This window comes from Telluria sp. ZB4P36, from assembly GCF_059685865.1.
In genome coordinates, this window is the sequence record NZ_JCASIE010000009.1 from 36,785 (window position 1) to 50,037 (window position 13,253).

Genomic DNA, 13,253 nt, shown 5'->3' on the forward strand with positions numbered 1-13,253 from the left:
CCGTCTCGTCCTGTACGGCGGCATAAGCAAGCGCCTCTATCCTTATTTATTTACATTTCTGTCTATCTTTTCGACGACGGGGTAGACCGTCAGTCGACGCCATATTGCAGCGGACAGCCAGGCTCGTGAGGCCTCATCGATAAAGATTTTACACACGGCCTTGAGTTAGTCGCGTTCGTTTCCGGGAATAAAAAAACCCCGCATGAGCGGGGTTTTTATTTATGAAACAAACACTTACTGCTGAGCTCAGGTCGTCAGCGGCTTGTAGCGGATACGCTTCGGCTTGGCGCCCTCTTCGCCCAGGCGCTTCTTCTTGTCGGCCTCGTATTCCTGGTAGTTACCGTCAAAGAAGGTAACCTGCGAATTGCCTTCGAATGCCAGGATGTGGGTCGCGATGCGGTCCAGGAACCAGCGATCGTGCGAGATCACCATCACGCTGCCGGCGAACTCGAGCAGGGCGTCTTCCAGCGCGCGCAGGGTTTCCACGTCGAGGTCGTTCGACGGTTCGTCGAGCAGCAGGACGTTGCCGCCTTGGAGCAGGGTCTTGGCCAGGTGCAGGCGGCCGCGTTCACCGCCCGACAGGTTACCGACCACCTTCTGCTGGTCCGAGCCCTTGAAGTTGAAGCGGCCGAGGTAGGCGCGCGACGGCATCTCGAAGCGGCCCACGGACAGCATGTCGGCGCCGCCGGTGACGTCTTCGAACACGGTCTTGTTGTTGGCCAGTTCGTCGCGGTGCTGGTCGACCAGCGAGACCTTGGCGGTCTTGCCGATCACGACTTCGCCGCTGTCCGGCTGCTCTTTGCCGGCGATCATCTTGAACAGGGTCGACTTACCGGCGCCGTTCGGGCCGATGATGCCGACGATCGCGCCCGGCGGCACGGTGAAGGACAGGTTGTCGATCAGCAGGCGGTCGCCGAAGGCCTTCGAGACGTTCTTGAACTCGATGACTTCATTGCCCAGGCGTTCGGCCACGGGGATGAAGATCTCCTGGGTCTCGTTGCGCTTCTGGTATTCGTATTCGCTCAGCTCGTTGAAGCGGGCCAGGCGGGCCTTCGACTTGGCCTGGCGTGCCTTCGGGTTCTGGCGCGACCATTCGAGTTCCTTCTGCAGGGCCTTCTGGCGCGCCGATTCGGTGGCTTCTTCCTGCTTCAGGCGTGCCTGCTTCTGGTCCAGCCAGGACGAGTAATTACCCTTCCATGGGATGCCCGAACCGCGGTCCAGTTCCAGGATCCACTCGGCGGCATTGTCGAGGAAGTAGCGGTCGTGGGTGATGCCCACCACGGTGCCCGGGAAGCGCAGCAGGAACTGCTCCAGCCACTCGACCGATTCGGCGTCCAGGTGGTTGGTCGGTTCGTCGAGCAGCAGCATGTCCGGCTTGGACAGCAGCAGCTTGCACAGCGCCACGCGGCGCTTTTCACCACCCGACAGCACGCTGATCTTCTGGTCCCACGGCGGCAGGCGCAGCGCGTCGGCGGCCATTTCCATCTGCAGGTTCAGGTTGCCGCCATCGGCGGCGGCGATGATCGATTCCAGGCGCTCCTGCTCCTTGGCGAGGGCGTCGAAGTCCGCGTCTTCTTTCGCATAGGCGGCGTACACGGCTTCCAGCTTGGCCTGGGCTTCGAAGGCTTCGCCCAGGCCCGATTCCACTTCCTGGCGCACAGTCTTTTCCGGATCGAGCTGCGGTTCCTGCGGCAGGTAGCCGATGTTCAGGCCCGGCATCGGACGCGCTTCGCCCTGGATGTCGGTGTCGATGCCGGCCATGATCTTCAGCAGGGTCGACTTGCCCGAGCCGTTCAGGCCCAGCACGCCGATCTTGGCACCCGGGAAGAAGGACAGGGAAATATCTTTCAGGATTTGGCGTTTCGGTGGGACGATTTTGCCCACGCGGTTCATGGTATAGACGTAATTGGCCATGCTTTGACTCTGGTGTTGTTTAAGGTGCACAGGATACGACAGAACCCGCGCCGGACACGAGCTTTTTGCGTCCGGGCGGAGAAATCAGGCGCTCTTCGATGGTCGGCTGCGCCACAGGCCCTCGCCGCCGAACAGCGCCAGCGCGGCCCAGATCATCAGGAAGCCGACCAGGCGGTCGCTGCTGAAGGCTTCGTGGAACAGCCACACGCCCAGCACGAACTGGATGGTCGGCGACAGGTATTGCAGCAGGCCCAGGATCGACAGCGGGATCTTGCGCGCGCCGGCGGCAAACAGCAGCAGCGGGATCGCCGTGATCGGGCCTGCCATGATCAGCAGGACGCGGGTCGCCTCCAGCGGCGCATTCAGGAAGGCGTTATCGCCGTTCACGGTCAGCCAGCCGACATAAGCGGCCGCGAACGGGAACAGCACCATGGTCTCGAAGGACAGGCCTTCCAGCGCGCCGAGCGCCGCGGTCTTGCGCAGCAGGCCGTAGCCGCCGAAGGAGGCGGCCAGGAACAGGGCGATCCAGGGCACCGTGCCCGACTGCCAGGTCAGCCAGCCGACGCCCAGCGCCGCGATCGCGATCGCACCCCACTGCGCCGGGCGCATGCGTTCCTTCAGCAGCAGATAGCCGAACATGATGTTCACCAGCGGATTGATGAAGTAGCCGAGGCTGGCCTCGATCACGTGGCCGTTCTTGACCGCCCAGATGTAGACCAGCCAGTTGGCCGAGAGCAGGACGGCGGACGCGACGAAACTCCAGAAGACGCGCGGCTGTCGCACGATGGCGAGCCATTTCCACTGGCGCCGGAAGCCCAGCACGAGAAGGAGGAAAGCGAGCGACCACAGCACCCGGTGCGCCAGGATCTGCGTCGGCGGCACGTCGCCGAGCGCGTGGAAATAAATAGGGAACAGGCCCCAGCACAGGAAGGCAAGGGCGGCGGACAGGATACCGGAGCGCATGGGAAGAGGGGGGCGATTGCTGGGGTCACATTATCCCTGATGCGCAATATCTCTGCAGCGGCGACCGGTTTTTGGCAGGTGTATGATGCAATACGAAATTTTCTTGCAATTTTCTTGTCCTTATTCTATGGTGCGCTGCACCAAGAACAGAACAATGGTGAAACCTTGAGTACCGAGAACAAGAAGAGCAGCGTCGCGGCACTGACGCTGGCCGCCGTCGGCATCGTCTACGGCGATATCGGCACCAGCCCCCTCTATACTCTGCGTGCGATCTTCGACGAAGAGCACGGCCTCCCCCTCAGCACCCCCAACATCCTCGGCATCATCTCCCTGATTTTCTGGAGCCTGACGATCATCGTCTCGCTCAAGTACGTCACGCTGGTGCTGCGCGCCGATAATCGCGGCGAAGGCGGGATCATGGCCCTGATGGCGCTGGCCACCAATTCGGTATCGAAGGCCTCGCGCTGGTATTTCCCCCTGCTCGTCATCGGCGTACTGGGCGCCACCATGTTCTACGGCGACAGCGTGATCACGCCGGCGATCTCGGTGCTGGGTGCGATCGAAGGCCTGGAAGTCGCGGCGCCGGGTATGTCGCACTACGTGGTGCCGCTGGCCGTGGTCGTGCTGGTGGCCCTGTACAGCGTGCAGCGCCACGGCACCGCCGGCATCGGCCGCTTCTTCGGGCCGGTCATGCTGGTCTGGTTCATCACGCTGGCCGTGATGGGCGTCATCAACATCATCGCCGCTCCGGTCATCCTGGAAGCGCTCAATCCCTGGCATGCGCTGCGCTTCATGCTCGATAACAAATTCCTGGCCTTCGTCGCGCTGGGTGCGGTGGTGCTGGCGATCACCGGCGCCGAGGCGCTGTACGCCGACATGGGCCACTTCGGGCGCAAGCCGATCCGCCTGGCCTGGTTCGCGATCGCCTTTCCGGCGCTGGTGCTGAACTACCTCGGCCAGGGCGGGCTCCTGATCACCGATCCGACCGCGGTCGAGAATCCCTTCTTCCACCAGCTCGGCACCTGGAGCGTGATCCCGCTGGTGATCCTGTCGACCATGGCGGCCGTGATCGCGTCGCAGGCGACCATTTCCGGCACCTATTCGATGACCAAGCAGGCGATCGCGCTCGGCCTGCTGCCGCGCATGCGCATCCTGCACACCTCGGAAAGCGAGATCGGCCAGATCTACATCCCGGCCGTGAACTGGGCGCAGCTGGCGATCGTGCTGATCGCGGTGATCGGTTTCGGTTCCTCGGACGAACTGGCCGGCGCCTACGGCATCGCGGTGACCGCGACCATGATGGCGACCACCATCCTGACCTTCTTCGTGACCCGCTACCGCTGGCGCCTGCCGCTGGCGGTATGCCTGCTGGCAACCGGCTTCTTCCTGGTGATCGACATCCTGCTGTTCGCGTCGACCTCGCTCAAGCTGTTCCACGGCGGCTGGTTCCCGCTGCTGCTCGGCACGATCCTGCTGACCCTGATGCTGACCTGGAAGCGCGGCCGCGAACTGGTGTTCGAGAACCTGGAAAAGCATGCGATTCCGCTGGAAGCCTTCATGGAATCGCTGTTCGTGGCGCCGCCCGCGCGCGTGCCCGGCACCGCGCTGTTCCTGCGCGGCGAAAGCGACGGTGTGCCGCACGCCCTGCTGCACAACCTCTCGCATAACAAGGTCTTGCATGAACGCGTCGTGTTCCTGACGGTGTACATGCTCGAGGAACCCTGGGTGCCGGTGGAGCAGCAGGTCGACGTGGTGGAACTCGGCCACAACTGCTTCCAGCTCAACGTTCGCTACGGCTTCAAGGACGAGCCGGACATTCCGGGCATCCTGCGCCAGTGCGCCGGGCTGGGCCTGAGCTTCGAGATGATGGAGACCTCCTTCTTCATCGCGCGCCAGACCGTGATCTCGACCCCGGGCCGCGGCATGGCGCCATGGCGCGAGCACCTGTTCGTGATGTTGTCGCGCAACGCCCGCGCCGCCGCCGACTATTACCAGATCCCGCCGAACCGCGTGATCGAGCTGGGTACGCAAGTAGAGATTTAGTCGATTACAGAAAAATACAAAGGGTGGACACACGGTGACGAACGGATGAGCTAAGGTGCGGTGTTTCGCTTTATTCTTTCCCGCATCTCCCATAAGGACCATCCATGAAGCTGAAGTTCCCCCTGATCGCCGCCTTCGTCGCCATCCTCAGCCTGACCGCCTGCGGCGGCGGTGGCGATTCCAGCGCACCTGTGACGAACCCGAACAACCCGACCTCGCTGGTCAAGAAAGATGACGTGCTCGGTACCGGCGCCGAAGCCGTCAGCGGCAAGACCGCCACCGTCACCTACACCCTGTGGCTGTACAACGCCACGACGGCCGACCACAAGGGCACCCGCCTGGAGTCGAATTCCTTCTCGTTCAAGCTGGGCACCAATGCCGTGATCCCGGGCTTCGAGCAGGGCGTGAGCGGCATGAAGGTCGGCGGCAAGCGCACCATCGAAGTGCCGGCCAGCCTCGGCTACGGCGCCGGTGGCTCCAACGGTATTCCGGGCAACAATGGCCTGGTCTTCGAAATCACCCTGACCAAGGTGGAGTAACACGGCAAGCCAAGAGAGACCGGGGCGCGCCGCTCCGGTTTTTTTTGCGCGCACGCCTGAGCTGGCGCACAGGCCGGGCCGCCATATGCCCGATGCTTGCTGTTCCCGTTGATCCTCCCGGTGCGCCCGCTATGCATTTCCTTCCTGTCCTGTTGCTCTTCCTCGGCGGCGCACCGATTGCGCCTGCCGCCGTTTGCCTGCCGCTTCGGCCCGCGCAGGCTGAGCCGGACAGCTGGTTGTTGCTGGCGACATTGGTCGTGTGCATTGCCGGCCGGCTGGCGGCGCAGCCGCGCCGATGAGTACGGTATACCGCCTGCCGGATGCAAAAAGGATTTCCCAGCCCGTGCGCTAGCGCAGCATATCGATGTGCATGATGCCGTCTTCGTCATACGGTGCGGAGACGGTGTCGAAGCCGAAGCCGGCGTAGAACTTCTCGAGGTACTGCTGGGCGCCGATGCGGATGCGGTGGCCCGGGTACAGGCTTTCCGCGCAGGCGATGCCGCGTTCCAGCAGCGCGCGTCCGGCCCCGGTGCCGCGCGCGGCTTGCGTGGTGATGACGCGGCCGAGCGACATCTCGTCGTACTTCACGCCGGGTCCGAGCACGCGCAGGTAGGCGGCCAGGCGGCGCTCGCCGGCGATCGTGCGCCAGCCGAGCAGGTGGTGCGCCACCGGGTCGAGGCCGTCGATGTCGGGGTAAAGGCAGGTCTGTTCGAGGATGAAGACGTCCTGGCGCTGGCGCAGTACTTCGTACAGGTCGGCGGGGGAGAGCTCATTAAAATGGGAGAACTGCCAGTCGATCATGGTAGGTGCGTGATATGTGCGTGTGGTGAGCAGGTAGGGGATGCCGCGCTCAGGCGGCGGTTTCGAAGCCTTCGAGGACGTTCACGGTGTCGAGGCCGGGGGCGGCTGCCTGCAGGTCCTCGAACATGAAGGTGGTGGGCAGCCCCAGGTGGGCGATGCGCTCGCCGATGCGCAGGAAGTCGCCGCCCTGCAGGCCGAAGCCGGCGCCGAGGCCGCCGCCGAGCGATACCGCCAGCGCCTCCGGGCGGAACATGGCCAGCTTGACGCAGGCCGTTTCCAGCGCGGTGAACCACTGCGCGCTGCTGCTGCCCGCGTCCAGCGGCAGGTTCATCGTATAGCCGAGCCCCGCGCCGGCGCCGGTTTCGTCGGCATGGCCGGCGTAGAACGGATAGGCGGTGCGTGGATCGAGGTGAAGCGAGATGAACAGCACGTCGCTGCGGCCATAGAAGATTTGCTGGGTGCCGTGGCCGTGGTGCAGGCCGATGTCGAGGATGGCGACGCGCTCCAGGCCGTCGTCACGCAGGTGCTGGGCTGCCAGCGCCGCATTGTTCAGGAAGCCGCCGCCGCCGCACCAGTCGGTGCCCGCATGGTGGCCGGGCGGACTGGTGAGGGCGAAGCTGCCGCGTTCGCCCACGCGCAGCGCGTGCGCGGCATTGACCGCGCAGTCGGCGCCGGTCTTGGCGGCGGTCCAGGTGCCGCTGGTGAGCGGCGAGCGCGCGTCGGAAACGAACAGGCCCACGCGCGCATGCAAATCGCGCGGCTCGACATCGTCGCGCATGCCGCGCGCCGGCCAAGTCGAGGGCAAGAGCTCGCGCCTGGCATTGGCGGGATCGAGCGCCACCCACTCGCTCCATGCGGTGCGCAGGAAGTGCAGGTAGCGCGGCGTGTGCACGCGTTCGAGCGACACCAGGGGCACGCCGTGCGGCGTCACGATGCGGCCCAGGCCGCGCCGTTCCAACTCCGCCAGCACCGAGGCCAGCGCCCCCGGTGCATCCCGGCTGCCCATTCCGTGGGCATGGTGTTCGTTATAAAAAGTGAGCACCCCGCCCTCGCGGCTAGTGGTTGCCGCACAGGGTACTGCTGTTGTAGGCGGCCACGAAATCGTCGAAGCTGCCGCTGTCCGCCCCCTCGATCGCGGCCTGGTCGGCCAGCGATTTCTCGGCCATCTCGTCGAACAGCGCTTCCTCGGCCGGCATCAGGGGACTGTCGCGGAAGCTGGCGGCATGCAGTTCGCTCTGGCGCAGGCCGAAGGCGCTGGCCGAACCAAGGCTGCGGATCTCTTCCAGCACGCGCGCCGACGGCGTCAGCGCCGGGTTGATGATCTTGGCCTTCTGCAGGTTGAGCGAGGACTCGTGCACGTTGCCCTCGTTGTGCTGGTCGTCCAGCAGCTGCGCCACCGGGCGGATGCGCTCGACCAGCTCCAGCGCCCATTCCTTGAGCGAGACCTCGAGGCCGTCGCGGGTGAGCGTCAGGGCCGGGTCACGGCCTTCCTTCACGGTGCGGGCGAAATTGCGCGCATGGACCTGGCCTTCATGGGCGCTGATCAGGGGGCTCTCTTCGAAGGCGCAGAACAGCAGGAAGGCGTCGAGGAAGCGGCCGGTTTCCAGGCTGATGCCGACCGGCTCGAAGGGATCGACGTCGAGGCAGCGCACCTCGATGTACTGCACGCCGCGGTTGCACAGCGCCTGCACCGGGCGCTCGCCGGTGCGGATCACGCGCTTCGGCCGGATCGTCGAGTAGTACTCGTTCTCGATCTGCAGCACATTGGTCGACAGCTGGATCCACTCGCCGTCCTTCTTGGTGCCGATCTCCGCATACGGCTCGTAGGGCGTGTTCACCGCGCACATCAGGCTGGTGACATAGCTTTCCAGGCTGTTCTCGTGCGGGCGCAGGCCGGCCTGGGCGTCGTTCTGGTAACCGAGGTCGCTCATGCGCAGGCTGGTCGCATAGGGCAGGTAGAGCGTGTCGCTTGATAAGGTCTCGAGCTTGTGCGGGCGGCCGCGCAGGAAGCTGGTGGTCAGGGCCGGGGTGGCGCCGAACAGGTACATCAGCAGCCAGCTGTAGCGGCGGAAGTTGCGGATCGTCGCGATGTAGCTCTCGGACTGGAAGTCGCGCAGCGCATGGCGGCGCTCCTCGGCGATGCCTTCGCTGGCGGCGACCAGGGTCCACAGTTTCTCCGGCAGCGAGTAGTTGTAATGGATGCCGGAGATGCACTGCATCGCCTTCCCGTAGCGCAGCGCCAGGCCGCGGCGGTAGACGTGCTTGAGCATGCCCAGGTTGGAAGTGCCGTACCAGGCGATCTCGATCTCTTCCTCGGACGGCAGTTCGCCCGGCATCGACACGCTCCACAGCATCTCCTTGTCCAGGCGCGCATGGGCGAAGCGGTGGATGGCGTCGAGGTGGTTCAGCACCACCGAAATGTCGTGCTCGGCCGGCGTGATGAACTCCAGCAGGGTTTCCGCGTAGTCGGTGGTGATCTGCGGATGGGTCAGTGCCGAACCGAGCCGGACCGGGTGCGGGGTACGCGCCAGGTGGCCGTGCCGGTCCACGCGCAGGGTTTCGCGTTCGATGCCGCGCAGGCCCTGGCCCAGCAGGGCGCGGTGGTCGTCATCATCGAGCAGGGCAAGGCGGCGCTGTAGTTGGTTCGACACGGGTGTTTCCTTTCTTATACTGCCAATGCGGATTGGAGCAGAGATTAACCGAAAAACGCGCAGTGCGTCGGCGACTGCCTCATTCCTTCCGGGAGCCCGCGGCGGCAACGGCGGATGCCGGTTTCTCTGCCTCTTTTTCGCTCACGATCCAGCGCTCGACCTGGCGCTGGAGTTCGTCCAGCGGCAGGGCGCCGCCGGCCAGCACGGCGTCGTGGAAGCGCCGCAGGTCGAAGCGCCGGCCCAGCACCGCGCCGGCCCGCTCGCGCAACGCGGCAATGCGCAGCTGGCCGATCTTGTAGCCGAGCGCCTGCCCCGGCTGGGCGATATACCGGTCGACTTCCACCTCGTTATCGGCCGGGGGATTGGCAGTATGGGTGTTCAGGTAATCGATCGCCTGCTTGCGCGACCAGCCCAGCGCATGGATGCCGGTATCGACCACCAGCCGCGCCGCGCGCAGCATCTCTTCGTTCAGGTGGCCGAAGCGCGAGAACGGGTCGTCGAAAAAACCCAGCTCGGGGCCGAGGCTCTCGGCATAGGTGGCCCAGCCTTCGCCGAAGGCCTCGTACCAGCCATGGCGCCGGAAGGCGGGCAGCCCCAGCATCTGGGCGCGCGCCACCTGCAGGTGATGGCCCGGCACGGCTTCGTGCAGGGCCACGCTGTCGACCTGCCAGACCGGCCGCGTGCCCGGCTGCGACACGTTCACCACCAGCGCGGCGCTGCGGCTGTCGCTGCCGGCTTCGTAATAGGCGAGCGGCTGGCCGGGACCATCCTGGGACATCGGCTTGACCGCGATGTCCGCCTCCGGGACCGTCGCCACGACCTTCGGCAGCCTGGCGCGCGCGCGCGCCACGGCCTTGCGGTAGCGGGCCAGCAGGGCTTCCTGGTTCGCGAAGAACAGGCGCCGGTCGCTGCGTGCAAACACCAGGAACTGCTCCAGGCTGCCGCGAAAACCGGTCCGCGGCGCCAGCGCGGCCATCGCGATGCGCAGGCGGGTGACTTCGCGCAGGCCGATGGCATGCACCTGGGCCGGCGTCAGGCGCGTGGTGGTGGCGTTGCGCACCACAAAGGCATACCAGTCGGCGCCGCCGGGCAGGCTGGAAGCGCCGATGGTCTCGCGCGCCGCCGGCAGGTAGTCGTTGCGGATGAACTCTTCCAAGCGGTGCAGGGCCTGGGCGGCATCGGCGAGCGCCGAGATGCCCTCCACCAGCAGTTTTTCGCGCAGCTCCGGCTCGATGCCGGCCGGGATGCGCAGGAAGGGTGCGAACAGGGGGCCGGCGGCAATGTCCTCGTGCAGCGCATGCAGGGCCGGCGGTACCGGCGCCATCGCCGTTTTCGGCACGGTCCAGCCGGCGGCCATGCCGGCGCGCAGCTGCTCGACCAGGCCATCCACATGGGCGGGCAGGGCGCCAAGGCGCGACAGGTAGTTGCGGTAGTCGGCTTCGTTCGTGAACGGCATCGCCGCCACCAGCCGCGGCAGGCGGACGTGCAGGCCGTCCGCGCTGCTGAGCGGTTGCGGATCGAAGGGGGTAAAGGCGTTCAGCGCGAGGGCGCGTTCGCGCTGGGCGATGAACAGGTCGTAGGACAGCAGGTCCTGGCCCGCGAGTTCCGCGCGCTCGAGCTGGCGCGCTTCCTGCAGGACCTCGCGCGTGTGTTCGATGGCGGCGGCGCGCGCGGCCAGTGTGGTATCGGAAAGGAGGGCGTCGTAGCGGTGCTCGCCGATGGCGGTCGCGTACTCGGGCTGCTGGCGCAGCTGCCACTGCCATTCGCGCTCGAACAGGCGGCGTGCGCCCTCCGCCGCCGTGTCGGCGGCGGCGCAGACGAAGGGAGCGAGCAGGACGATCGAGGCGAAGAGTTTGCGCATACCGGGCCCTGAAAGTGGGCTGGTCATTTTAACAAGACTGTTTTCGGCGGTGCGCCCGTCAGGAAAGGCGGCCGCCGCTGACGCGTTCGATGCCGGCCAGGTCGCGCCAGCTCTGCACCTCGCCGAAGCCGCGCGCCGCCAGCAGGGCGCGCACCGCGTCGGGCTGGTCGTAGCCATGCTCGAGCAGCAGCCAGCCGCCCGGCGCGAGGTGGGCGGGGGCGCCGTCGATGATGCTGCGCAGGGCCGACAGGCCGTCTGCATGGTCGGTCAGGGCGCCGGGCGGCTCGAAGCGCAGGTCGCCCTGCGACAGGTGCGCGTCGCCCGCCGCGATGTAGGGCGGGTTCGAGGCGATGACGTCGAAACGCTCCTCACCCACGGCCGCGAACCAGTCGCTGCGCAGGAAGCGCACGGTCGCGCCGTTGGCCGCGGCATTGGCGCGCGCGATGAGCAGCGCCTCGTCGCTGAGGTCGAGCGCGGTTACGTCGGCGTCCATGCGGGTGTGGGCGCAGGCCACGGCAATGGCGCCGCTGCCGGTGCCCATGTCGAGCAGGCGGCCCCCCTGCGGCAGGCGCTCCAGCGCCCGCTCGACGATCAGCTCGGTATCGGGACGGGGAATCAGCACGCCGGGGCCGACCTTGAAGGGCAGGCCGAAGAATTCGCGTTCGCCGACGATGTAGGCGATCGGTTCGCCGCCCAGGCGGCGCTGCACCAAGGCCGCCAGGCGCGCGGCTTCGTCTTCGGTCAGGGCGCGTTCGGACTGGGTGATCAGGGCCACGCGCGGCAGGCCGAGCGCGTGGCACAGCAGGATGCGGTTTTCGAGCGGGTCGAGCGGCAGCGTGCTTTGGAGCTGCCGGAGCGTTGCCCCGGCTTGAACGGCTGGCGTCATGCGCGCTTTTTACGCAGCAGGACGAAGGCCAGCAGCGCGGTCAGCACCACGAACCAGACCGCCGACCACTGCGGAATCGCGAGGCCCAGCAGCGAATCGGTGGCGCCTTCGCACAGGCCGTCGGCGCGGAACAGCCAGGGCAGGTATTCGGCGGTGGGGATCTTGTTGAGGAAGGTCTCCATCGGGTCGATGCCGCAGCTGAAGCCCGGGTTGGCGATCACGTACAGGTGCTTGCCGACCGCGTACAGGCCGCCGAAGGCCGCCAGCAGGGCCAGTATGGTGCCTTCGCGGACCTTGCCGCTGATGGCCGCCACCAGGGTCGCCACGCCGATCGCCAGGAACATGTAGCGCTGGATCACGCACAGGGGGCAGGGCAGCATCTGGTGGATGTGCTGCAGGTAGAGGGCGACGCCGATCAGCGCGAAGCAGATCGACGAGATGGCGAACAGGATCTGGCGGTTGGAAGGCAGCATCGGTGGTGAGGTGTAAGTGTTGTCCGGACGGGGCATTCTCGCATCAATCCCCCAAGGCCGCCAGCAGCTCCGCCTGGTGCTCGGCCGCCAGCGCATTGGTCAGGTCAAGCAGGTCGCCGTCCATGATGAAGTCCAGCTTGTACAAGGTCAGGTTGATGCGGTGGTCGGTCAGGCGGCCCTGCGGGAAGTTATAGGTGCGGATCCGCTCGCTGCGGTCGCCCGAGCCGATCAGGCTCTTGCGGGTGGCCGCCTCTTTCGACTGCTGCTCGCGCAGCTGCACGTCCTTGATGCGCGCCGCCAGCACCTTCAGCGCCTGGGCCTTGTTCTTGTGCTGGCTGCGGTCGTCCTGGCATTCCACCACGATCCCGGTCGGCAAGTGGGTGATGCGCACCGCCGAATCGGTCTTGTTGATGTGCTGGCCGCCGGCGCCGGAGGCGCGGTAGGTGTCGATGCGCAGGTCGGCCGGGTTGATGTTCACGTCCTCGACCTCGTCGGCTTCCGGCATCACGGCCACGGTGCAAGCCGAGGTGTGGATGCGGCCTTGCGTCTCGGTGGCGGGAACGCGCTGCACGCGGTGGCCGCCCGATTCGAATTTCAGTTTCGAGTACACGCCGTTGCCGATGATGCGCACGATGACTTCGCGGTAGCCGCCCAGGTCGGAGACCGATTCCGACACCACCTCGACCTGCCAGCGGTTGCGCTCCGCGAAGCGGGTGTACATGCGCAGCAGGTCGCCGGCGAACAGGGCCGACTCGTCGCCGCCGGTGCCGGCGCGGATCTCGAGGAAGATGTTGCGCTCGTCGTTGACGTCCTTCGGCAGCAGCATTTTCTGCAGCTCGAGGTCGAGCGTGGCCAGGCGGCCTTTTGCTTCTTCGATCTCTTCCTGGGCGAAGTCCTTCATCTCCGGATCCTGCGCCATCTCCTGGGCCGCCGCGATGTCGTCCTGGGCCGCGCCGTACTGGCGGTACAGGGCGACCAGCGGCGACAGCTCGGCGTGCTCGCGGGTCATCTTGCGGTAGCTGTCCATGTTGGCGGTGGCGCCTTCGGACATGAGCAGTTCGTCCAGTTCGACGAGTCGGTTGGCCAGTTGGTCCAGCTTGGCCAGCATCGATGGTTTCATAG

Annotated in this window: 11 protein-coding genes; 2 read left to right on the forward strand and 9 right to left on the reverse strand. The window is 66.1% G+C overall.

Translation table 11 applies throughout. The annotated features are described in order from the left end of the window. Window positions 1-246 precede the first annotated feature (246 nt). Together ettA and rarD are read right to left on the reverse strand one after the other, a co-directional pair. Entirely contained in the window at window positions 247-1,914 is a 1,668-nt protein-coding gene (gene ettA / locus AC56LK_RS13635; RefSeq protein WP_497185037.1) for an energy-dependent translational throttle protein EttA, read from the reverse strand. An 84-nt stretch (window positions 1,915-1,998) separates the two neighbouring features. After that, complete coding sequence (rarD, locus tag AC56LK_RS13640) at window positions 1,999-2,877, reverse strand: EamA family transporter RarD (protein ID WP_497185038.1); 879 nt, start codon at window positions 2,875-2,877, stop codon at window positions 1,999-2,001. 165 nt (window positions 2,878-3,042) lie between these two features. Between rarD and AC56LK_RS13645 the strand changes: the two genes are divergently transcribed. Together AC56LK_RS13645 and AC56LK_RS13650 are read left to right on the forward strand one after the other, a co-directional pair. Further along, on the forward strand, window positions 3,043-4,920 hold the full coding sequence (locus AC56LK_RS13645; protein WP_497185039.1) for a potassium transporter Kup: 1,878 nt from the start codon (window positions 3,043-3,045) through the stop codon (window positions 4,918-4,920). 104 nt (window positions 4,921-5,024) lie between these two features. After that, window positions 5,025-5,459 (forward strand): FKBP-type peptidyl-prolyl cis-trans isomerase, encoded by a 435-nt coding sequence (locus AC56LK_RS13650; RefSeq protein WP_497185040.1) that lies wholly within the window; start codon window positions 5,025-5,027, stop codon window positions 5,457-5,459. Between the two features lie 348 nt (window positions 5,460-5,807). Here AC56LK_RS13650 and AC56LK_RS13655 read toward each other — a convergent pair whose 3' ends face one another. The 7 genes from AC56LK_RS13655 to prfA form a co-directional block, all read right to left on the reverse strand. After that, window positions 5,808-6,260: a GNAT family N-acetyltransferase gene (locus tag AC56LK_RS13655; protein WP_497185041.1), complete on the reverse strand. Its 453-nt coding sequence runs from the start codon at window positions 6,258-6,260 to the stop codon at window positions 5,808-5,810. A 49-nt stretch (window positions 6,261-6,309) separates the two neighbouring features. After that, on the reverse strand, window positions 6,310-7,302 hold the full coding sequence (locus tag AC56LK_RS13660) for an arginase family protein (protein WP_497185042.1): 993 nt from the start codon (window positions 7,300-7,302) through the stop codon (window positions 6,310-6,312). 13 nt (window positions 7,303-7,315) lie between these two features. Further along, on the reverse strand, window positions 7,316-8,911 hold the full coding sequence (gshA, locus tag AC56LK_RS13665) for a glutamate--cysteine ligase (RefSeq protein WP_497185043.1): 1,596 nt from the start codon (window positions 8,909-8,911) through the stop codon (window positions 7,316-7,318). A 79-nt stretch (window positions 8,912-8,990) separates the two neighbouring features. Next, complete coding sequence (locus AC56LK_RS13670; RefSeq protein ID WP_497185044.1) at window positions 8,991-10,772, reverse strand: DUF885 domain-containing protein; 1,782 nt, start codon at window positions 10,770-10,772, stop codon at window positions 8,991-8,993. Between the two features lie 58 nt (window positions 10,773-10,830). After that, window positions 10,831-11,658, reverse strand: coding sequence for a peptide chain release factor N(5)-glutamine methyltransferase (gene prmC / locus AC56LK_RS13675; RefSeq protein WP_497185045.1), 828 nt, complete (start codon window positions 11,656-11,658; stop codon window positions 10,831-10,833). Next, on the reverse strand, window positions 11,655-12,128 hold the full coding sequence (locus AC56LK_RS13680) for a disulfide bond formation protein B (RefSeq protein WP_497185149.1): 474 nt from the start codon (window positions 12,126-12,128) through the stop codon (window positions 11,655-11,657). Before AC56LK_RS13680 ends, prmC begins: the two co-directional genes overlap by 4 nt. 46 nt (window positions 12,129-12,174) lie before the next feature. Then, window positions 12,175-13,251: a peptide chain release factor 1 gene (prfA, locus tag AC56LK_RS13685; protein ID WP_497185046.1), complete on the reverse strand. Its 1,077-nt coding sequence runs from the start codon at window positions 13,249-13,251 to the stop codon at window positions 12,175-12,177. Window positions 13,252-13,253 lie beyond the last annotated feature (2 nt).